The 19605-nt window shown below is 66.5% G+C and carries 21 protein-coding genes; 14 read left to right on the forward strand and 7 right to left on the reverse strand.

What is annotated here, in order from left to right; all coding sequences use genetic code 11:
• From sphsw_RS20705 to sphsw_RS17875, 10 genes are all read left to right on the forward strand, one after another.
• Positions 1-562, forward strand: a 562-nt coding sequence (locus tag sphsw_RS20705) for a glycoside hydrolase family 5 protein (protein ID WP_235188458.1), incomplete at its 5' end; no start/stop codon positions are given.
• A 109-nt stretch (positions 563-671) separates the two neighbouring features.
• Positions 672-1982 (forward strand): ATP-binding protein, encoded by a 1311-nt coding sequence (locus sphsw_RS18495; RefSeq protein WP_152555550.1) that lies wholly within the window; start codon positions 672-674, stop codon positions 1980-1982.
• Positions 1966-3342: a GNVR domain-containing protein gene (locus sphsw_RS17840; RefSeq protein WP_042467776.1), complete on the forward strand. Its 1377-nt coding sequence runs from the start codon at positions 1966-1968 to the stop codon at positions 3340-3342. The genes sphsw_RS18495 and sphsw_RS17840 overlap by 17 nt, the downstream gene beginning before the upstream one ends.
• A complete protein-coding gene (locus sphsw_RS17845; RefSeq protein WP_037530233.1) occupies positions 3339-4226 on the forward strand; it encodes a CpsD/CapB family tyrosine-protein kinase in 888 nt (295 codons plus the stop codon). The genes sphsw_RS17840 and sphsw_RS17845 overlap by 4 nt, the downstream gene beginning before the upstream one ends.
• A 14-nt stretch (positions 4227-4240) precedes the next feature.
• Positions 4241-4969, forward strand: a complete 729-nt coding sequence (locus sphsw_RS17850) for a WecB/TagA/CpsF family glycosyltransferase (RefSeq protein ID WP_160172666.1) — start codon at positions 4241-4243, stop codon at positions 4967-4969.
• The gene (locus sphsw_RS17855) at positions 4966-5796 is read left to right on the forward strand and encodes a polysaccharide pyruvyl transferase family protein (protein WP_200874059.1); all 831 of its coding nucleotides are present in this window, start codon (positions 4966-4968) and stop codon (positions 5794-5796) included. The genes sphsw_RS17850 and sphsw_RS17855 overlap by 4 nt, the downstream gene beginning before the upstream one ends.
• Positions 5797-5799: 3 nt before the next feature.
• Positions 5800-7254 carry a lipopolysaccharide biosynthesis protein gene (locus tag sphsw_RS17860; RefSeq protein WP_042467778.1) on the forward strand — a complete coding sequence of 485 codons (1455 nt, stop codon included), beginning with the start codon at positions 5800-5802 and terminating at the stop codon, positions 7252-7254.
• Positions 7247-8317, forward strand: coding sequence for a hypothetical protein (locus sphsw_RS17865; protein ID WP_031441798.1), 1071 nt, complete (start codon positions 7247-7249; stop codon positions 8315-8317). The genes sphsw_RS17860 and sphsw_RS17865 overlap by 8 nt, the downstream gene beginning before the upstream one ends.
• A 296-nt stretch (positions 8318-8613) precedes the next feature.
• Positions 8614-8856, forward strand: coding sequence for an XrtV sorting system accessory protein (locus sphsw_RS17870; protein WP_031441799.1), 243 nt, complete (start codon positions 8614-8616; stop codon positions 8854-8856).
• Positions 8857-9006: 150 nt separating this feature from the next.
• A complete protein-coding gene (locus sphsw_RS17875) occupies positions 9007-9411 on the forward strand; it encodes a hypothetical protein (protein ID WP_031441800.1) in 405 nt (134 codons plus the stop codon).
• 66 nt (positions 9412-9477) lie between these two features.
• Here sphsw_RS17875 and sphsw_RS17880 read toward each other — a convergent pair whose 3' ends face one another.
• Positions 9478-10779 carry a UDP-glucose dehydrogenase family protein gene (locus sphsw_RS17880; protein WP_031441801.1) on the reverse strand — a complete coding sequence of 434 codons (1302 nt, stop codon included), beginning with the start codon at positions 10777-10779 and terminating at the stop codon, positions 9478-9480.
• A gap of 223 nt (positions 10780-11002) precedes the next feature.
• Complete coding sequence (locus tag sphsw_RS17885; RefSeq protein ID WP_031441802.1) at positions 11003-12157, reverse strand: GumK N-terminal domain-containing glycosyltransferase; 1155 nt, start codon at positions 12155-12157, stop codon at positions 11003-11005.
• Positions 12158-12241: 84 nt separating this feature from the next.
• Between sphsw_RS17885 and sphsw_RS17890 the strand changes: the two genes are divergently transcribed.
• On the forward strand, positions 12242-13372 hold the full coding sequence (locus sphsw_RS17890) for a glycosyltransferase family 4 protein (RefSeq protein ID WP_031441803.1): 1131 nt from the start codon (positions 12242-12244) through the stop codon (positions 13370-13372).
• 287 nt (positions 13373-13659) lie between these two features.
• On the opposite strand, the gene sphsw_RS20005 is transcribed toward sphsw_RS17890, so the two are convergent.
• The 4 genes from sphsw_RS20005 to sphsw_RS17905 all read right to left on the reverse strand — a co-directional run bounded on the left by sphsw_RS20005 (position 13660) and on the right by sphsw_RS17905 (position 16201).
• A complete protein-coding gene (locus tag sphsw_RS20005) occupies positions 13660-13800 on the reverse strand; it encodes a hypothetical protein (RefSeq protein ID WP_156360375.1) in 141 nt (46 codons plus the stop codon).
• A gap of 202 nt (positions 13801-14002) precedes the next feature.
• Positions 14003-14491 (reverse strand): PilZ domain-containing protein, encoded by a 489-nt coding sequence (locus sphsw_RS20010; RefSeq protein ID WP_160172667.1) that lies wholly within the window; start codon positions 14489-14491, stop codon positions 14003-14005.
• Between the two features lie 13 nt (positions 14492-14504).
• Positions 14505-14828, reverse strand: coding sequence for a hypothetical protein (locus sphsw_RS20015; RefSeq protein WP_031441805.1), 324 nt, complete (start codon positions 14826-14828; stop codon positions 14505-14507).
• A gap of 83 nt (positions 14829-14911) precedes the next feature.
• A complete protein-coding gene (locus tag sphsw_RS17905) occupies positions 14912-16201 on the reverse strand; it encodes an exopolysaccharide biosynthesis polyprenyl glycosylphosphotransferase (RefSeq protein ID WP_235188460.1) in 1290 nt (429 codons plus the stop codon).
• Here sphsw_RS17905 and sphsw_RS20710 point away from each other — a divergent pair.
• The 3 genes from sphsw_RS20710 (at position 16118) to sphsw_RS17915 (ending at position 18781) form a co-directional block, all read left to right on the forward strand.
• Complete coding sequence (locus sphsw_RS20710; protein ID WP_235188461.1) at positions 16118-16564, forward strand: hypothetical protein; 447 nt, start codon at positions 16118-16120, stop codon at positions 16562-16564. The two genes, sphsw_RS17905 and sphsw_RS20710, sit on opposite strands and share 84 nt — an antisense overlap.
• A gap of 288 nt (positions 16565-16852) precedes the next feature.
• Positions 16853-17797 (forward strand): GGDEF domain-containing protein, encoded by a 945-nt coding sequence (locus sphsw_RS17910; RefSeq protein WP_031441807.1) that lies wholly within the window; start codon positions 16853-16855, stop codon positions 17795-17797.
• Between the two features lie 102 nt (positions 17798-17899).
• Positions 17900-18781 (forward strand): polysaccharide deacetylase family protein, encoded by an 882-nt coding sequence (locus sphsw_RS17915; protein ID WP_031441808.1) that lies wholly within the window; start codon positions 17900-17902, stop codon positions 18779-18781.
• 12 nt (positions 18782-18793) lie between these two features.
• Here the strand turns inward: sphsw_RS17915 and sphsw_RS18500 are convergent.
• The coding region (locus sphsw_RS18500; protein WP_042467782.1) for an HlyD family efflux transporter periplasmic adaptor subunit at positions 18794-19605 on the reverse strand (812 nt) is incomplete at its 5' end.

Raw genomic sequence — 19605 nt, forward strand, 5'->3', positions numbered from 1 at the left:
GGACAAGCGTATCGCGTTCGGCATGATGAACGAACCCAATGGCCTCTCCGCCACGGCGTGGCGACCGATTGCGGAGGCGTCGTTACAGGCGATCCGCGCGACGGGCGCGCGCAATCTGGTGCTCGTCCCGGGAACGAATTGGTCGGGTGCCCATTCCTGGACGAAAGGCAGCGACTCGAACGGCGATGCGTTGAAAACGCTCGTCGACCCGGCGAACAACATGGCGTTCGAAATGCATCAATATCCGGATGCCGACTCTTCGGGAACGCATCCGGAATGCGTGTCGCCAAAGGCCGCCGCACAGGCATTCGACTCGGCCACCGCCTGGCTGCGTGCCAACAAGGCACGGGGATTTCTCGGCGAATTCGGCGTCAGCGGTGACCCGAACTGCCTCGCCGCGCTCGATGCGGTGCTCGGCACACTTGACGCGGGCTCGGACGTCTGGCTCGGTTGGACCTATTGGGCAGGCGGCGCCCTGTGGGGGCCGTATATGTACAGCGTTCAACCCGACAAGACCGGGGACAAACCGCAAATGTCTATCCTGATACGGCACAAATCTTAATGATCACAGGGTATAGTGGCCCCGTGGAGCCGTACGGCAATCCTATTGTGCGTTGCAGCAACGTCGCGTACCCGCTCCCCGGATCGGCAAGGCAGATACAAGAATTATGTTGAAGTCATGGATTGCATCGCTGACGCGCTGGCTGGACGGCCGCGGATGGGCCGAGCCCCCCGTGATCGAGCTGACGCATCGCTACACCCCGCCCGCCGCGCCGGTCGTCGACCTGCCCGCGGATCCCGCCCCGGCAAGCACCGCGACGCGGCTGATCGGCGACCGGCGCCGGATCGCGGACACGTTCGATGCCGCACGCCCGGTGCGGACCCGCGGCGAGCTGTTCGGACGCGCGGTCGAGCTCGACCATCTGCTCGCCGCGACGCTCGACTTTCATCAGCATGCGGTGATCCACGGCGCGCGTGGCTCGGGCAAGACGTCGCTGGTGCGCGTGCTCGGCGAGCATGCGGATGAATCGGGCGCCGTCGTGCTCTATTTCGCGTGCGAACCGCATGCGACCTTCGCCGACATCATCAGGCTCTATCTCGACGCGCTCCCGCCCGCAGCCTTCGCGCCGGGCGGACAGCGTGCCTTTGCGCAGAAGCTCGAACAGATGCCGGAGAATTTCGGCCCGCGGGCGTTCGTCGATCTGGTGGCAGACCGCGTCACCGCGCCGACGATCCTGATCTTCGACGAGTTCGACCGGATCGAGGATGCGAGCGTGAAGAGCGACGTCGCTGCGGCGATGAAGCTGCTGTCCGACGCGCTCGTGCCTGTGCTGTTCGTGCTGGTCGGGATCGCGCGGACCGTGTCCGACGTCGTCGCCGGCCACCCGTCGCTGCGCCGGCACATGCGGATCGTGTCGCTGGGCCGGATCGGCGCGGACAGCGTCGACGCGCTGATCGCACGCGGCGAGGCCAATACCGGCGTCCGCTTCGATACCGATGCGCGCGCGATGATCGCCGATGCCGCCTGTGGCTCGCCCTATCACCTGCGTATGCTGGCCGGGCATTCGTCGCTCGCCGCTGTCAGCAGCGACGCGGATATCGTCACCAAGGCGCATACCCGCACCGGCTTCGTCGATGCGTTCAGCCACTGGGCGCAGATGAACGAGCCCGATGCACGGCTGTTTGCGAAGGTCGTGCTCGGCTGCACGCTCGAACAGCGCGATGCGCTCGAGGCCTTGGCGCGCACCGCCGCGACGATGGACGTCGTTTTGCTTGATACCGATCGATATGATCGTGCCATTTCGATGCTAGACCCCGCATTGGTCCGCGAACGGGGCAATGACGGCGAACACGATGGCGTGTATTTCCGTGACAGTACCGCGCCGCAGATGCTGATCGCGCTGTTGATGACGACCCCTGTTTCCACCACGGCGGCCCGGCTTGGCGCACCGCAGGAGAGCAACCTTGCTAATACCCGCTGATCTGATCGCGTCGCTCAAGGCGCGCTGGCGTATCGAGCTGGCGATCATTCTGCTGATCGTCGTGCTGGTCGCACTCTGGACGGCCGTCACGCCCAAGACCTATGTCGCGCAGTCCTCGCTGCTGTTCGACGGCGGCCCGGCCCAGTCGGTTACCGACGAGGCGGCGCCGCAGCAGGATGGCGTGGCCGCGCTCGTCGCGACCCAGGCCGACGTCCTGCAGAGCGAGGCGATCGCCGCCGCGGTCGTCCGCGACCTGAAGCTTGCCGCCAACCCGCAGGTTGCTGACCAGTGGCGTGCGCGCACCGGTGGCGCCGGCGACGTCAACGCCTGGTATGGTCGTCAGCTGCTCGGCGGGCTCGAGGTCATACCGGGCCGGACCTCGCGCGTGCTCGCGATCCGCTTCAAATCGGCCGATCCGCAATTCTCGGCCCAGGTCGCCAATGGCTTTGCCACCAGCTACCTCGATGCGCGCCTGCAACTGCAGACCGATCCCGCCCGCACCTATTCGCGCTGGTTCGAGGATCGCACGCGCGAGGTCCGCACCGCGCTCGAGCAGGCGCAGGGCCGGCTGACCGCGTTCCAGCGTCGCACCGGGATCGTCGACACGACAACCAACAACACCGACGCCGCCCGCCTGACCGAATTGTCCGGCCAGCTGACCGCGGCCGAAGCGGCGGCGGCGGATGCCGGCGCACGCGCTGGCGGCGGCAGCACCGGGCTCGACGTGCAGTCGGCCGGTGTCGTCCAGGGTCTGCGCACGCAAATCTCGGCCAAGACAGCCGAAGTCGCACAGCTCAGCGCGGATCTCGGCCCGAACCACCCGCAGCGCCAGGCCGCCGAGGCGGAACTGTCGGCGCTGCGTCGCCGGCTCGCGGTCGAGACCGGGACGAGCACCAATGCGGTGCGCGTCGCCAGCGGTGCGGCGAGCAGCAAGGAAAGCCAGATGCGCGCCCTGCTGAACCAGCAGCGCGGCAAGATGCTGTCGCTGGCGGGTGACCGCGCCGAGCTCGACGTGCTCCAGCGCGACGTCGATTCGGCCCGTGCGGCCTATGACACCGTGACCCAGCGTCTCGGCACGATGCGGCTCCAGAGCGAGGCGCCGTCGACCAACGTCGTCCAGCTCGACGTCGCGCAGCCGCCGATGTTCCCCTCCTCGCCCAACGTACCGATGCGGTTGGCGCTCGGCCTCGTGCTGGGCGGAATGCTGGCAGCGGGGACGGCGCTGGCGCTCGAACTGTGGCGGCCGCGGGTGCGGACGTCGAGCGGCGCAGCGACGGCCATGGGTGTGCCCGTGCTGGGCTCGGTATCGTTTTCGCAGTCGCGCGTCGCGTCGCTGCTGGGTGGAAGGCAGACGTTATGAGGCTTCGTTCGAGCGAAACGGCAAATGTCGTTCGTCCCGCGGTCGCGCCGGGTGCCGAAGCGCCCAGCCAGCGGCAGCTTCTGGGCAAATTGCTGTCGCTGTCGCCCGAGGCGCATCGCCAGATCGAGCACCGCCAGGCTGAAACCGGGCTGTTGTTCGGCGAGGCGGCGGTCCAGCTCGGCTTCGCGACTGAGGAGCAGGTGCGCCGCGCGATCGAGCTGCAGCAGGGCTTCACCGTTCTTCCCGAGGGCGATGAGCGCGTCGATCCGCTCGTCGTCGCAGCATTCGCGCCCGACGATCCCATCGCGGTCACCGCGCGCGACATTCGCGCGATCGTGACGCGCGACGTCCGTCCCGACGGCTCTCCGCTTCAGGGGATCGCGATGATCGGGATCGACGACGAAACGCTGCATACCACCGTGCTCACCGCCAATCTCGCGGTCGCGTGCGCCCAGGCCGGCTATTCGACGCTGCTGGTCGATGGCGGCATCGGCGCACCGCGTCAGCACGGGCTCTTCCGCCTGCCCAACCGCACCGGTCTGTCGACGCTGCTGTCGTCGGGCGGCCGCGTCGAGGCGATCGCCCAGACCACCGCGATCCCCGGCCTGTCGCTGCTGTCGGCGGGTCCTAGCGTCCCCAACGCGTCCGAACTCTTCGACCGGCAGCGTCTCGCCAACACGCTCGATCCGCTGCGCGACCATTATGGGCTGGTCATCTTCGATGCCGGCCCCGCCAGCGCGACACAGCTCGAGGCCTGTTTCGGGCTCGACGCGGCGATCATCGTCGCGCGCCGCAACCGGTCGGATGCGCGCGCGCTGCGCAACGCCGCGGCCGTGCTGCAGGAGCATGCCACCCCCGTGCTCGGCTCGATCCTGATCGATTGAGCATGGTGGGCATGATGGAGATTCGGCGAATCGGCCACATCGATGTGGTCGCCACCGATGTACCGGGTGCCGTTGCACAGGTCGTTGCCGCGGTAGAAGGCGACGGTCCGGCCATCTTCGGCTTCTGCAATGCGCACAGCGTCAACCTTGCGCGGGCGGATCCCGCCTTCGTGACCGCGACGCGGGCGGGCGTGTTCTTCAACGACGGCAGCGGCGTCGATATCGCCAGCCGGCTGCTCTACGGCACGCGCTTCCCGGCCAATCTCAACGGCACCGACCTGACGCCCGCGGTGCTCGCCGCGCTGCCGGCGGGAACGGGCGTCTTCCTGCTCGGCAGCCCGCCGGGCGTCGCGCAGCGGGCCGGCGCGATCCTTGCAGAGCGCTTCCCAAACATCCGTATCGCGGGCAGCCATCACGGCTTTTTCAGCGCCGACGAGGCGCCCGCGCTGTCGAAGCAGATCCGCGCATCGGGCGCGCGACTCGTGCTCGCGGGCATGGGACAGCCGCGGCAGGAAAAATGGGCGGCCGCCAATGCTGGCGCGGTCGATGCGGTGATCCTGTGCATCGGCGCCTTTCTCGATTTCACTGCGGGCCAGTTCGTCCGCGCGCCGCTCTGGATGCAGCGTGCGGGCATCGAATGGACCTTCCGCCTTCTGCAGGAGCCCCGACGGATGGCGTCTCGCTATCTCGTCGGCAACGCGACCTTCCTGGCCGCGACGCTCGGACAACGGATGAAGCGATGAAACAGATGATGCCTCCTCGCCTGCACCGCGCACTCTCGCGCCTGCGTAACGCCCCGCCGCCCTCCTATGACGAACGCTATCCGAGCGTCGACGTGTTCGAATGGCGTCCCGCGGGCAGCGCGATCAACTTCGGCGACCGGCTGGCGACGGTCGTCGCCGAGCGTGTCCTCGCGCTGCACGGGCGCAGCCTCGACGAGGAGACGGCGCGCGACGCGACGCTGTTCACGGTCGGATCGGTGATGCATTTCGCCAAGACCGGCGACACCGTCTGGGGCTCGGGCGTCAACGGCAAGATTCCCGCCGACCGCCACGCCTTCGACGCACTCGACATCCGCGCGGTCCGCGGTCCGCTGACCGCGGCCTTCCTCGCGGAGCGCGGGCTGAACGTCCCGGCGGTCTATGGCGACCCCGCGCTGCTGCTGCCGACGCTGTTCCCCGACCGGTTCAAGCGGCACAGCGCCCGGCCGGTCCTGTTCGTCCCCAACCTCCACGACCTCACGCTCGCGCCGACGCTCGGCTTGCCGTTCGTGTCGCCGCTGCGCGGCTGGAACGCGGTCGTCGAGCAGATCGTCGGTGCCGATCTGGTGCTCGCAAGCTCGCTCCACGGCGTCGTGATCGCCGAGGCCTTCGGCATTCCCGCGCGGCATGTCCGCCTGACCGAGACCGAGCCGCCGTTCAAATATGACGATTATGCGCGCGGGACCGGACGATCCGGCATCGACTCCGCGAACAGTGTCGCCGAAGCGCTCGAAATGGGGGGCGCGCCGCCGATATCCTTCGATCCCCAGGCGCTGCTCGCGACATTCCCGCACGATTTGTGGGAGTGAGTCATGGCTGCCCCCTCATTAGGTAAACAGGTCGGACGCGGCGCAATCTGGTCGGTCGTCAACAGCGCGCTCGTCCAGGTCATCAACCTCCTGGTCTTCCTGGTGACCGCGCGGTTCGTCCCGGTCGCCGATTTCGGCATCCTCGCCACCTGTCTGCTCTTCGTCGAGCTGTTCAAGCAGATCTCGGTCGAAAGCTTCGCCACCGCGATCGTCTCGCGCGGTGCGCCCGACGCCGGCGACTACAATGCCTGCTTCCTGCTGATCCAGATCGGCGCGGTGATCGGCGCGGCGCTGATGCTGCTGTCGGCGCAGTTCATCTCGGAGATCATGCACAATGAGCGGATCGAGTTCGCGCTCCGGCTGACCTCGGTGCTGCTCCTCAGTTCAGGACTGTCGCGCACGCATGAGGCGTGGATGACGCGCCAGTTGCTGTTCAAGCCGCTCGCGATCCGCTCGATCCTCGCGCTGCTCGTCGGCGGCGGTGCGGGCCTGTTCCTCGCGATGAACGGCTGGGGCCTGACCGCGCTCGTCGTCCAGCAGCTCACCACCTCCTTGCTGTCGACGATCCTGCTCTGGGTCGTCAGCGACTGGCGGCCGAGCCTGCGCGTCGAGCGCGCCAAGCTGCTCGCGACCTGGCGCTATGGCCGCCATGTCGCGATCACCGGCTTCACCAACTTCGCCAATACGCAGAGCGACACCTTCTTCTCGTCCTATTATCTCGGCGCGTCGGCGACGGGCATCTACAACGCCGCCAAGCGCATCCTGCTCGGCCTCAACCAGCTGATGGCGTCCGCGCTGTCGCGCGTCGCGCTGCCGACCTTTGCCGGGCTTCGCGACGACGAGGAACGGCTCCGTGGCGCGTTTCTGAACGCGGTATCCTTCACCACCGCGATCACCGCGCCGATGTTCCTGTCGCTCATCGCGGTCAGCGATCTGGTCGTGCGCGTCGCGCTCGGCGCGAAATGGATGGAGGCGGCACCGATCATCTCGATCATCGCCGGCACCGCCTATCTGACGACGATCGGCCAGTATAATCAGGCGATCATCCTGGTGAAGGACAAGCCGCACTGGCAGACGGTCCTCACCTCGATCTACGCGGTCAGCAACATATCGCTGTTCCTCGTCGTCGTGCGCTATGGTCTCCAGGCGCTCGCGATCGGCTTCACCGTCCGCGCCGTCCTGCTCTACCCGCTTTCGGTCGGCGCGGCCCTCCACCTGCTGAGGATAAAACCGATGGCCTATGCTGCTCGCATAGCACCCTCGCTTGCCGCATCCGCGGTGATGGTCGGGGCGCTGCTTCTGCTGCACCGGACGATCGACGTCCCCTCCCCGCTGCTCGCGCTGGTCATCCACGTCGCGGTCGGCGCGGTTGTCTATGCCGCGGCACTGTTCGTGATCGGCCGCCGCGACATGCTCGCGCTCATTCGCTTCGCGCGGACGGCGGTGGCCCGTGGCTGATCCGCTCCGCGTCCTCGCCTGGCCCGCCGGTGATCCGAGCGACCTCAACCCCTATGTCCGCCGCATGTACGGCGCGTTCCGCGCGCCCGCGGCCTCGGTCACCGCGTTCCGTCCGCTGATGCGGCGCATCCCCGCCGCGGACATCTTCCATATCCACTGGCCCGAGGGGATCTTCGAAGGCTCGGGCAGCAACAACCCGGCGATCGTCGCGGCGAAGGCCGCGCGCGTGCTGAACGCCGCGCGGGGGATCCGGCGATCGGGCGGCAAGCTCGTCGTGACCGCGCACAATGTCACGCCGCACCGCGACCTGACCGGCTGGCGGCACCGGATCTGGCACGCCTATCATGCACGGCTCCTCGGCCAGATCGATCACCTGATCGGCCTGTCCGCCGCCTCGCTCGAGCGCTATCGCGCCGCGCATCCGGCGATCGCCGCGGTCGCGGGGACGATCATTCCGCACCCGCATTATCGTGAGGACTATCCCGCGATCCCCCGCGCCGAAGCGCGCGCGGCCTGGGCGATCCCCGACGGTATCTGGGTGCTCGGCATGATCGGGTCGCTGCGCCCCAGCAAGAACCTGGTCGAGGCCGCCGAGGCGTTCCTCGCGATCCGCCGGCCCGATGAGATGCTGCTGATCGCCGGCGATGCGGGCGATGACGACATCGCCGCGCAGCTGACCGCGGTCGCGGACCGGTCCGACGGGACGATCCGCATCGTGACAGGTCCGCTCGACGATGCGCGCTTCGCCTCGGCGATCGCCGCCTGCGACGCGTGCCTGATGAACCAGATTTCGACGCTCAATTCGGGCACCGCGCTTGTCACGCTGTCGCTCGACCGCCCGCTGCTGGCCCCGGCGGTCGGCACGCTGCCCAGCCTGGCGGCGGAGATCGCCGGCGGCTGGGTCACGGTGTTCGATCCCCCGCTCGCGCCGCCGGCGCTGCGCGCGAGCATCGACACGCTTCGCACCAGCCCACCGGGCGGCCGGCCCGATCTGGAGCCGCTCGACCCGATGCGGCTGTCCGAGGCGATGCTCGCGCGGTTCAAGAATTTGGCGTCGGGCTGACCTCGGGCGCGAAGCCCTTCGCATAGTCGATCTTTGCCGCCTTTCGCAGCACCGCCTGACGCTGGCTGGTTCCCGTTTGCAGCTGCGTGGTCGTGAGCCAGTCAGCCCTCGATGTCGCGGCCGCTCGGGGTCTGGCGCAGCGCCGCGGTTGTCGTCAGGGCAGTCCCAGCGCGAGAGCGGGGGCAAGATACTGCATTTGCCCGAGACGGTGAGAAAATCTAGAAGGACCGGGCATAGGGATCGCCTCTGACGGAATGTGGCGCCGGCCGGGTTCCGGGCGGCTTGGGAAGTATATCATGGAAACAATTTACGATTGGCTCAGCGTTGCGGTATTTGCGGGCTTGGCGCTGCTCTATCTGCAACGCTCGATGGAGGATGAGCCGGTCGATACGGTGTGGCATTATCTGCCGCCCGCGATCGCCTGTGCGCTGAGCAACTGGCTCGGCAACGAAGGCTATGCGATCCCCGCCGTGCTCGTGCTCGCGGCCAGTGTCGCCTATATTTTCTACGTGCTGCGCCCATCCCTGCCCGGGCGCTGATCCGGCCGGCTGGACTCGCCGGCCCCGGCAGCGGCGGTTGATCATGGTAGAACAGGATCTCCATTACCCTAAACCCGCCGCTAACCAGGTTTGAAGAGGCCTCCTTTGCACCGGCCGGATGAAGGATCGGGTGCCAACGGAGAATTTCCAATGCCCCTGATCCACGACGCGCATCGCGCCGTCGCGTCCGCCGCGACGGCCCCGGCCGCTCGCCCGCATGCCCTGAACCGCGTCCTGCCGCGCTCACTTTGTGATGGTGGTCGACCTGCCCGCATCGGCGCTGCCCTGCGCGGCATGGTCGGCATCGCAGCGCTGGCGATGCTCGCCGCCTGCGGATCCGCGGTCGAAACCCCCGAACAGGCGGGGATCGTCGTCGTCAGGTCGGGGGCCGGACCGAGCGAATCCGGTATTGCGGTTGCAGCAGCGGCACCACCTGCACCGGCGACCGGCGCCGACGCGGGCACACCAGCCACCAGCGATACCGACGATGCGGTCATCCCCCCTGACACGATGCGGGACCCGGATCATATGCAATATGCCAGCCTGGTCGAATAACCGGACTGGCCCTTGGCTTAGTTAGACAGGCGGCGCACCGATCGGCGCGCCGCCCGTCCCGGTCGATCAGCGGCCGACCGCGTGATAGGTCAGCCCGGCCTTCTCGACCATGTCGCGCGGATAGATGTTGCGCAGGTCGACGAGCACCGGCGACGCCAGCAGCGACTTGACGCGCTTGAAGTCGAGCGCGCGGAAGATGTCCCATTCGGTCACGATGACAAGCGCCTCGGCGCCCTCCATCGTCTCATAGGGACCGGTGCAATAGGTCACATCCTTGATGACCGCCTTCGCCTGCTCATGACCCTCGGGATCATAGACGTTGATCGTCGCGCCGGCATCCTGCAGCGTCTGGATCAGCGCGATCGCCGGGCTGTCGCGCATGTCGTCGGTGTTCGGCTTGAAGGTCAGGCCAAGCACCGCGATCGTCTTGCCGCGAACGTCGCCACCGACGGCGGCGATGACCTTGCGGCCCATTGCGCGCTTGCGATTGTCGTTCACCGCGACGACCGCCTCGACGATGCGCTGCGGCGCGTCGTGATCCTGCGCGGTCTTGAGCAGTGCGAGCGTGTCCTTCGGGAAGCACGAGCCGCCATAGCCCGGGCCGGCATGCAAGAACTTGGAGCCGATGCGGTTGTCGAGGCCGATGCCGCGCGCGACGTCCTGCACGTCCGCGCCGACCTTCTCGCACAGATCGGCGATCTCGTTGATGAAGGTGATCTTGGTCGCGAGGAACGCGTTGCCGGCATATTTGGTCAGCTCGGCAGCACGCCGGCTCATCTCGACGAGCGGCGAACGACCGAGGGCGAGCGGACGATAGATCTCGCGCATGACCGCGAGGCCCTTCTCATCGTCGCTGCCGATCACGACGCGGTCGGGACGCTTGAAATCGTCGATCGCGGCGCCTTCGCGCAGGAATTCGGGGTTCGACACGACTGCGAAGTCGGCATTCGGATTGACCCGGCGGATGATCCGCTCGACCTCGTCGCCAGTGCCCACCGGGACCGTGGACTTGTCGACGATCGCGGTGAAGCCGTCGATCGCGCCGGCAATTTCCTCGGCGGCGGCATAGACATAGGACAGGTCGGCATGACCGTCACCGCGCCGCGACGGCGTACCGACGGCGATGAAGACCGCGTCGACGCCCTTCACGCTTGCGGCAAGATCGGTACCGAAGCGCAACCGCCCGGCTTCGACGCCGCGCGCCACCAGTGCATCCAGACCCGGCTCGTAGATCGGCATGATGCCGTTTTCGAGCGCCGCGATCTTGCCGGCATCCTTGTCGATGCAGATGACGTCATGTCCGAAATCGGCGAAACATGCGCCCGACACCAAACCAACGTAACCCGATCCCACCATCGCTATGCGCATTATAATCCCTCAGACGATGTTGGTCCCTACGATCGTCGTACGGACATTGATATTCGGCGGAACTCCTAGAAGATGAACCGCCAGCCATCAATAAGGTGGTTCACCTGATGCGGCGGGCCGGTACGCTGCTCCAGCGATCCGTGCCGATACCGATCAAACGCCGATATCCGAGAGGGTTGGCGGGCCGGCCCGCGCCCGCGGGCGACGCGCCAGCCCCGCTCATTTAGTCCGCGACGATGCGGGCGTCAGGGTAGTTTTCGGGACGAAGCACGCGGTCGGCGACCTCTGTCCAGGTCGAGAAATGCCGCGCGGGCACCTGCCCCGCCAGCGCCAGCGCCTTTTCGGTCGCCGCGATCATCGACGCCGGATCGTTCGACACATAGCCCGCGCGGAACGGGTTCGTCCCGACCGCGAAATCGGGGCAGACCGCGGGGATCTGCAGATATTCATATTGTCCCAATTTCAGACTCGACTCGGCAAGATACTCGACCCCCGGCGCCAGCCGGTAGGGTGCGATGCCGATGCTCGCATGCTTGATATAGGGCAGCGTGTCGCGGAACGGCATTTCCTTGTGGACGAACACGTTGTCGGGCCCCTTGAAGCTCTTCCCGCATCCGATCACGTGGAAATGCACATCGGGAAACTGCGGCGCGACCGCATGGAAGAAGCTTTCGTCGAACAGCATCGACCCGACCGCGACGGCATTGCGTTGCGCGGTATAGGGCGACGGCCCGACGGTCTCGAAGTCGGCGGGATCGATCCCGAATTCGGCGCGGTACAGGCGATCCTTCGCCCACAGGAAATCCGACACCATCTTGGTCGACCGCAGGCAGACATGGTCGATATGCCGCGCATTCTTCACCAGATGGCGGCGGACATAGGGATGCGCGCCGACGGTATCGAGCCGGTCGGTGGCGTAATAGATGATCTTGGCGGTCGGGTTGAGCCGCTTGATCCGGTCGATGAAGATCGCTGCGACGCTCGATTCGATGACGATAAAGTCCGCCGCCTGGAACGCGCCGTCGATATCGGCATTGGGCAGCCTGGCGAACAGCGGAAACAGCTTCGCCATCACCGCATCGGCGACCGCGTTGTTGGTCGCGAAGGGATGCAGCGGCGTCCGCCAGAGATAGCAATTGACGCCGTCCACCTTGTGCCAGGCATTGGCCTGGTCCCACAGGAACAGGCGCGAATCGCCCTTCTTCTTCGAGATCAGGCTGAACCGGGTCGAGATGAACGACACGTCGCAGCCATCCTGCGCCAGCGCATGCGCGACCTGGTGGATGCTGGCGCGCTTGGGCGTCCGGTAATCCTGAAATGCCGACAGGATGACGACACGGGAACGCTTAGGCTGCGCCGGCGCTGGCTTATCGGACATGCATGACACTCCATCGACTTTGGGCTGGACGGTTGGCCGTAATCAGACAAAGGGGCTGGCAATCTGGATCACGTTGGGAAGCCGATGCACGTTCTTCACGTCGTTCGTCAATTTTATCCGGCCATTGGCGGGCTGGAAGACGCCGTCAGCAATCTCGCGGTCGCGCTCAAGCGGGACTGCGGAATCACGACGTCGGTGGTCACGCTCGACCGGCAGTTTTCGCGTCTCGACGCGACGCTGCCGCCGCGCGACACCTATCAGGGCGTGCCCGTGCAGCGGATCCCGTTCCGCGGCTCGACGCGCTATCCGCTCGCACCCACCGTACTGCAGCATCTCGGCCAGGCGGACATCGTCCATGTCCATGCGATCGATTCGTTCTTCGACGGCATGGCGCTCACCCGCCCGCTCCACCGCCGGCCGATGGTCGCCTCGACGCATGGCGGTTTCTTCCACACGGATTTCGCCAGCCGGCTGAAGCTCGCCTATTTCGCGAGCGTCACGCGCGCGTCGTCGCTCGCCTATGACCGGATCATCGCCTCGAGCGAAAGCGACGCCGCCCGGTTCAACGAGATCGCCGCGAGCAAGACGGTGACGATCGAGAATGGCGTCAACATCGGCAAATGGCAGGGCGCAGGGTCGCCGCAGCCGACGCGGACGATGATCTATATCGGCCGCTTTTCCTCGAACAAGAACATCACCGGCCTGATCGACCTCGTCGCCGCGCTCGGCCGGCTTCACGGCGACTGGCGGCTGATCATCGCGGGCGGCCCGGCCGACGTCACGCCTGCACAGATCGAGGAGCATATGCGCCGGACCGGTACCGAACGGGCGGTCACGCTTGTGCCCTCGCCCAGCGATGAGGGCATCAAGGCGTTGATCGGCGAGGCCAGCTATATCGGCTCGGCGTCACGCTATGAAGGCTTCGGGCTGAGCGTGGTCGAAGGCCTGTCCGCTGGCCTAACCCCGATCGTCAGCGACATCCCGCCCTTCCGCCGGCTGGTCCGCTCGTCCGGCAGCGGCATCCTGTTCGACATTGACGATGTCGAGGCGGGCGCGGCCCGGATCGAAGCCGCGCACCGCGATGCGAGCGCCGCCTATGAGTCGAACCGCGCGAACAACATCGCCGCGAGTCTGGTCTATGACTGGCGTAGCGTCGCGCGGCAGTTCGCCGATGTGTATGAAGATGTCCTGCGGAAGCGCGGCGTGCAGGGCTGACAACGTCGGGGTACTTGGCCGCATATTCCGGGGCGATTCGCCGAGGAGGAGCGTATCGTCGCTCGGCATCGATTACGATGCCTATACCGCCGACGGCGACGTCACCGCGAACGTACAAGGCCTGTTGCGTCGAGCGGGTCAGGCCAACGCTCAAGCCTGAAGATCACGGCGGCCTTAGGGCAAAAACGAACCGTCGTACCCCGGGCAACCAAGCACTTTGGCAATCCGACGACCGGGATCGTCAGACACAGGCGGACGCGAGATAGCGACCGCCCATGTGCTCGAAATCAGGCCAGGAAAAACGCCATCAGGACGATCAGTGCCCAGAGCGCAACGCTGACCGCGAGGCCAGTGATAAGACCGAGCACGGCCGAGGGGATTTCGGGATAGGATGGGGCCTGGATAGCCGGGCCGGGAAGCGCAGTCATGAACACTCTCCTCAGCGGTCGTTTCAACCGTCTTGTCTCAACATGGGACAGGGGTCATAAATAATCAATACTAATATCTAGACGAGCGCAAAATTAGCTAAGATCCTGAAAATCTTGTGCGTTCAGCGGGTCGGCAAGGCCGGCAGACGCCCCCGGGGCAGGGCTGCAACGCGCAGACCACCACACCAGCGTCAGCGTCGGTTCAGAACGATGAAAGTCCGCGCAGCAGCAGCGTCGCGAGAGCCCAGCATGAGCAGCTCGCCACGACCAGCAGGATAAGCCGCACCGGCGCTGCAAAGCGCTGCGGCGGCGCCAGCGCCGCACCCGCGGCGGGCATGGGCACCACCGCGCTTTCGGGAATCAACGACAGGACCGCAGACTCGCAGATCGTGTGCGTGAAGGCCGACTGGATCTGGTCGTTCGTCAGCAGGGGCTGGAACGCGCAACCATGCGCTTCGCCGTCGCGCCACGCGATCCGCGCCGTCGCCTGCCCCGCACCGGCCAGGCCGACGCGGATATGGGCACCGACCGGCAGGACGCTGGCGCTAGAGAATCGGAAACCGCCTTCGGACAGATCCTCGACACGGACGTCGATCGCCCGCGCATCGGCCGCACGGACCGTGCTCGCGCGCGCTATTGCCGCACGACTCGGCTTTCGCCGGCGCTCGGCCACCGGCTCGATCGCCGTCATCTCCGCCCGCACGCTAGATGATCCAGGCAAGGACACCAGCGAGCGCCGCGGCGAAGACCGCCACGCCGGCGATGGTCGAACCGGCCCGGATCGCGCGTTCACCCAGCGAGGCGGGCTCGACCGGGAGGAGCCAGTTCTCGTAGTCGATCCGGTCGCCGGCCAACGGGCTGGCGGCACGCGGGTCGACGACCTGAAGCTCGGCCCCGAGCGGGTCTGCGACGGATCGCGCCCCGTCGAACGAATCCGTCGTAGCGCCGGAAAGCGGATCGCCGCCACGAAACGCCGCATGTGGCGATACGGGGTCAGCCAGGTTAGCAAGAGGTGCGTGAAGGGGCATGACGACACCATGCCATACTGGTGGTTAAGAAAGCGTATGTTAAATTGCTGTCGCGGCATTTTTTGTACGTGTTTTACGGTGCGCTAGAATGCGTTGCGGTGCACAACGACCCGTACCGTAGATACGAGAATGCCAAAGTCGCGCCACACGGACCAGCCCAGGATATATTCCAGATCGGCCTGAAGGCGTTGCGTCAGATCGTCGCGGCGATGCGTCGCACCCCGGAAACCCCGCACCTGCGCGAGACCGGTGATCCCCGGCTTGAGCGCGTGACGGTGCCAATAGCGTTCATCGACTTCCCAGAACAGCTGCTGCCCCGCCAGCGACCCCAGTGCATGCGGTCGCGGCCCGACGATGCTCATTGATCCGAGCAGCACGTTCAGCAGCTGGGGCAGCTCGTCGACGCTGGTCGCGCGGATCACGCGACCGACGCGCGTGATCCGGTCGTCGGTGCGCGACGCCGAAACGCTGCCGCTCGCGTCGGACTGGTCGACCCGCATCGACCGGAACTTGAACACCTTGAACAGCGCGTTGCCGCGGCCGACGCGATCCTGCCGGAAGAAGACCGGTCCCCGGCTGTCGATCTTGATCGCGGCGGCGGTAATCAGCAGCAGCGGCAGCACGACGATCAGCGCGGGCACCGCAAAGGCCAGATCGAACGTCCGCTTGATCATCCGGTTGCGCGTGCTCAGCGGTCCGACCGCGACAACCAGGGTCGACCGCCCGACGAAATTGTCGAGCCCGATCGCGCCGACCTGGTCGATTTCGTTCGAAATAATCTCGCCGCGAATGCCCGCCCCCTTCAGGAGCATCGCCCATTCGCGCTCCTTGTCGGGCCGACAGGCGATCACGACGCGGTCGACACCACGCAATTGACGCGCGAGTCGATCGAGCATCATCGGATCCTGCATGTTCGGGCGAAGGTTCGCGGCCCGCGTCTCAACGACTTTGCAATGTGCAGGCACGGCGAATTCGACGTCGTCCAAGATCACCAGATCGGTGGTCACGTTGCCGCCAATCGTCAGGCGGACAAACCGATCGATGACCAATCGAAAGACTGCGAGAAGCACGAAGCTGCCGAGCATTCCGATGCTGATGACGCCCCGGGATTCCGCCTGCACCGCCCGAAAATAGTAGGAGATGAACAAGAAGCTTGAAAAGGCTAGTAAAAGCGCGGTCGCCGAGCGCATGATGCCGGCCCGGGCCTTGCGCAGCACGTCGATCGAGTAGGCGCCATTGTTGAACGCCGTCAGCACATATATCGGCGCCGTGACGATGACGACGTTCATATGCGACGTAACAGCAAAACGGCCATATTTTGCAAATATACCGAGCTCGAATGCAGCAACCACCGCGAGCAGATCAGCAAACACCAACAGGATATAAAGAGCGATGCGCAGTTGGTGACGATGCGAGGTCGAGCCAAAACGATCGAACACTGCACCGCGCGTGCCGGTAACTTTAGTATTTTCCACAGTGCCAGCTCCCTGCCCGCCACAATCTCGACTTATGCTCAGCAGGGCCAAGGCTCTGCCATAGGCGGTTTGAAGAAACCAGAGCCGAGATGCGCGGCTCATCCCATCGGGGCGCCACCCGGTCGGCACGCACCGCGCCGCCTGCGCAACGCGGCCCGCCGCCGCGATGCCACCGCCACCACCTTGCCGTCGTCGCAGCGCCCCCAGCATGCGCGCAGCACCGCCCAGCAGCCCGGTGCAGCTATTCCGGCAATGGACTGAAACCGGTACGACCGGACTCCCCCCTTGGCGCAACATACCCCTCTATAGCGGACAACGGGCGCCGGCGGGCCGTCCCATCCCGGAACATGCCCCCCATCATAAGAAAAACCGCGCCGCTGCCGCCCGCGATCAGCCGCCACCCGTCGCAGCGACACGCCCCCGAACGCGGAACCGATCGCCGCGCAAGGATTGATCGCAAGCTCTTTCGCGCTAGGGGGCGGCGGGATGAAACGGACGCGCGCGATCCCGCGTTGTACAATCCAGTACATAAAAAGGTTCGAGACAAGCATGCCAGAGGCTTTTCGTGCGGCGCGCGACGCGCTCGCCTTTCTCGAGGCACATCGTCTCGCACCGGTTGCTGAAAATTATACGTTCGCGCTTGCCGTGGTCGCCGATCCCGGATCGGACCTGGCGCGCGCCGTGGCGGCCGAGACGGATGGCGGCCTGAGGCTGACCGCACGCGCGCTCGAAACGCTCAGCGAACGCCATCTTGCGATCAAACGCGACACGACCGCCGAACGCGACAGCGCGGTCACAGCCCGCGCGAACGAGCTGGGCGCGCTGACCACCGATGCGCAGACGCTGACGCGGTCGCTCAGCCACGACGTCAGCGCGATGGCGAGCGAGGCGGAGAACTGGCCAGATGCGACGCTGCTCGTGACCCGGCTGGCCGATGCCGAACGCGAGCTGGCCGAGCTGCGCCGCGACGTCGCCCGGCTCCAGTCCGACCTCGGTTCGCTCGGTACGGCGCGGCAGGATCCGATGCGCGACGCAGCCACCGGCGCGCTGACGTCCGAGGGCGCGCGGCCGATCTTCGCACAGCTTGCCGAACAGGCGCGAAGCTATGTCCTCATGATCTTCAGCGTCGCCGATCTCGCCGGGGTCAACGAACGCTTTGGCCACGCCGTCGGCGACAATGTGCTGAGCGCCTTTGTCGCGAACCTGCGACGGGTATTTCCCGACGAGGAGATCATCCGCTGGACCGGCAATGAATTCGTTGTGGTCGTCACCGACGTCGCCCTGACGGCAGCCCGCGATCTCGCCGACGAAGCCATCGCCGCCTTCGAAACCCGCCGCCTCAGGCTGCGCGGCAGCGGCGCATGGATCGGCCCGGTTCGCGCGCTCGCGGGACTGGTGGTCGGCCAGGGCGACGACCAGGACGCCGCCCTGAGCCAGGCGCGCGCCGATCTGTACCGTGCCACCATCGAGGGTTTCGCCCCTGTGGACGGCTGAGCGGGTCGGACCCGACGGCTCGCTCGCTCCGGCCGCGATCATGGATTCCATAAGTATCTGCATCATGGCGTTTCTATCCCGCGACCCGCGCGTTCCAGCGTGATGAGCACGTCGCAACATGGCCGCTACGCCTATCGCCCGATCGTCGACCGCCCGGACTATGACTGGCCCGACGGCCGCCGCCTCGCCATCTATTTCGGGGTGAATTACGAGGTGTTCGATTTCGGCGGCGGGCTGGGTCCGGAACTGGCCCCCGCGCAGACCGACCCGGACGTGATGAACTATGCCTGGCGCGATTATGGCAACCGGGTCGGGGCGTGGCGATTGTTCGACTTGTTCGATCGGCTGGGCCTGCACACCACCGCGTTGCTCAACGCCGACGTCCTTGATCGCTGCCCGGGGCTCGCCGAGGCGTGCCGCGACCGCGGCGACGAGATCGCGGCGCATGGCGGCACCAATGCAACGGCGCAAGGATCCCTTGCGCACCCGCGCGAGAACCAGATGATCGCCGACGTGACCGAGCGGCTGGCGACACTCGGCGTACGTCCCACCGGCTGGCTGGGACCGTGGATATCGGAGAGCGACGCCACGCCGGACCTGCTCGCCGAAAACGGCTATCGCTATGTCCTCGACTGGGCGCATGACGACCAGCCGACCCGGCTCGCGACCTCTCATGGCGGACTGCTCTCCATCCCCTATTCGCAGGAAATCAACGACCTGCCCGCGATCATCGCGCGCAAGCAGGAGGCGGTGACGTTCGCGGCCATGATCCGCGACGGCGTCGAACAGCTGCTGTCCGAATGCGACCGGCGTCCGCTCGTCCTCGGCATCGCGCTCCATCCCTATATCATGGGACAGGCACACCGCGTCCCTGCACTGGCCCGCGTACTGACCGAACTCCGCGCGGCGAACGATCCGCGCATCTGGTGGACCACCGCCGGCGACATCGCGGCGCATGTCGAGGCGAACGGGCTGGCCGCCTGACCCCGCACTCACTCAGGCTTCACGACCGCCGCGCCACAGGCTCTCCTTCAACGGGCCGATCAGGTAGTCGAGCGCGGACCGTTTCCGGAGGGGGACGAGGATTTCAGCGGGCATGCCCGGCGTCAGTGCGCCGGGCCCCTTGAGCGCGACGAGCGTCCGATAGCTTTCCGGCAGCAACGACGCCTCCGCCCGGAAGAAGCGATTGCCGGTCCGCTCCTCGGTGAAGCTGTCCGCCGACACCGTGTCGATCCGGGCGTCGAGCGCGGGCATCGCGCGGTCGTGGAATCCGGTGAAGCGGACCTGCGTCGTCAGGCCGGGGCGCATGTCGTCGGCATCGTCGGGCGAGACCTGCACCTCGATCACCAGCGCCCTGCGATCGGGCACGATTTCCATCAGCGTCTGCCCCGGCGAGACCACCCCGCCGATGGTGTAGATCGTCGGGCCGACGATCGTGCCGGCCACCGGCGCGCGCACCATCGAGCGGGCGAGCTGTTCGCGCGCCGCGAGCAACTTGGGTTGCAGCTCGTTCATCCGGACCAGCAGATCGCGCAGGCTGCCCTCCACCTCCTCGATCTGGCGACGATCGACGCCCGCGGCCGACAGTTCGGCTTCGCCGATCGCATCGCGCGTCTGGAGGATCTGCGCACCAAGCGCGCCATGCTCGCCGTCGAGCGCGGCCTGGGTGCGCTCGAGCGCGCGGATCCGGTTGATCGAGGCAAAGCCCTTGGCGGCGATGACCCGCATCCCCGTCAGCTCGTCGGCGATGCAGCGCGCACCGACTTGGCGACCGACAGCGACGCTGCGGAATTTGCAGCAGCATTTGC

It is taken from the genome of Sphingomonas sp. FUKUSWIS1 (assembly GCF_000733135.1).
Classification (GTDB): domain Bacteria; phylum Pseudomonadota; class Alphaproteobacteria; order Sphingomonadales; family Sphingomonadaceae; genus Sphingomonas; species Sphingomonas aerolata.

What these genes read in the sequence shown, in the direction of transcription:
- sphsw_RS20015 (WP_031441805.1), bottom strand. Translation starts at nt 14,828, where the DNA reads ATGCCCCTTCACGCACCTCTTGCTAACCTGGCTGACCCCGTATCGCCA.
- sphsw_RS17850 (WP_160172666.1), top strand. Translation starts at nt 4,241, where the DNA reads ATGGAGATTCGGCGAATCGGCCACATCGATGTGGTCGCCACCGATGTA.
- sphsw_RS17855 (WP_200874059.1), top strand. Translation starts at nt 4,966, where the DNA reads ATGAAACAGATGATGCCTCCTCGCCTGCACCGCGCACTCTCGCGCCTG.
- sphsw_RS17860 (WP_042467778.1), top strand. Translation starts at nt 5,800, where the DNA reads ATGGCTGCCCCCTCATTAGGTAAACAGGTCGGACGCGGCGCAATCTGG.
- sphsw_RS20010 (WP_160172667.1), bottom strand. Translation starts at nt 14,491, where the DNA reads ATGACGGCGATCGAGCCGGTGGCCGAGCGCCGGCGAAAGCCGAGTCGT.
- sphsw_RS17890 (WP_031441803.1), top strand. Translation starts at nt 12,242, where the DNA reads ATGCACGTTCTTCACGTCGTTCGTCAATTTTATCCGGCCATTGGCGGG.
- sphsw_RS20710 (WP_235188461.1), top strand. Translation starts at nt 16,118, where the DNA reads ATGCGACGTAACAGCAAAACGGCCATATTTTGCAAATATACCGAGCTC.
- sphsw_RS17910 (WP_031441807.1), top strand. Translation starts at nt 16,853, where the DNA reads ATGCCAGAGGCTTTTCGTGCGGCGCGCGACGCGCTCGCCTTTCTCGAG.
- sphsw_RS17845 (WP_037530233.1), top strand. Translation starts at nt 3,339, where the DNA reads ATGAGGCTTCGTTCGAGCGAAACGGCAAATGTCGTTCGTCCCGCGGTC.
- sphsw_RS17875 (WP_031441800.1), top strand. Translation starts at nt 9,007, where the DNA reads ATGCCCCTGATCCACGACGCGCATCGCGCCGTCGCGTCCGCCGCGACG.
- sphsw_RS17885 (WP_031441802.1), bottom strand. Translation starts at nt 12,157, where the DNA reads ATGTCCGATAAGCCAGCGCCGGCGCAGCCTAAGCGTTCCCGTGTCGTC.
- sphsw_RS17915 (WP_031441808.1), top strand. Translation starts at nt 17,900, where the DNA reads ATGAGCACGTCGCAACATGGCCGCTACGCCTATCGCCCGATCGTCGAC.
- sphsw_RS20005 (WP_156360375.1), bottom strand. Translation starts at nt 13,800, where the DNA reads ATGACTGCGCTTCCCGGCCCGGCTATCCAGGCCCCATCCTATCCCGAA.
- sphsw_RS17880 (WP_031441801.1), bottom strand. Translation starts at nt 10,779, where the DNA reads ATGCGCATAGCGATGGTGGGATCGGGTTACGTTGGTTTGGTGTCGGGC.
- sphsw_RS17870 (WP_031441799.1), top strand. Translation starts at nt 8,614, where the DNA reads ATGGAAACAATTTACGATTGGCTCAGCGTTGCGGTATTTGCGGGCTTG.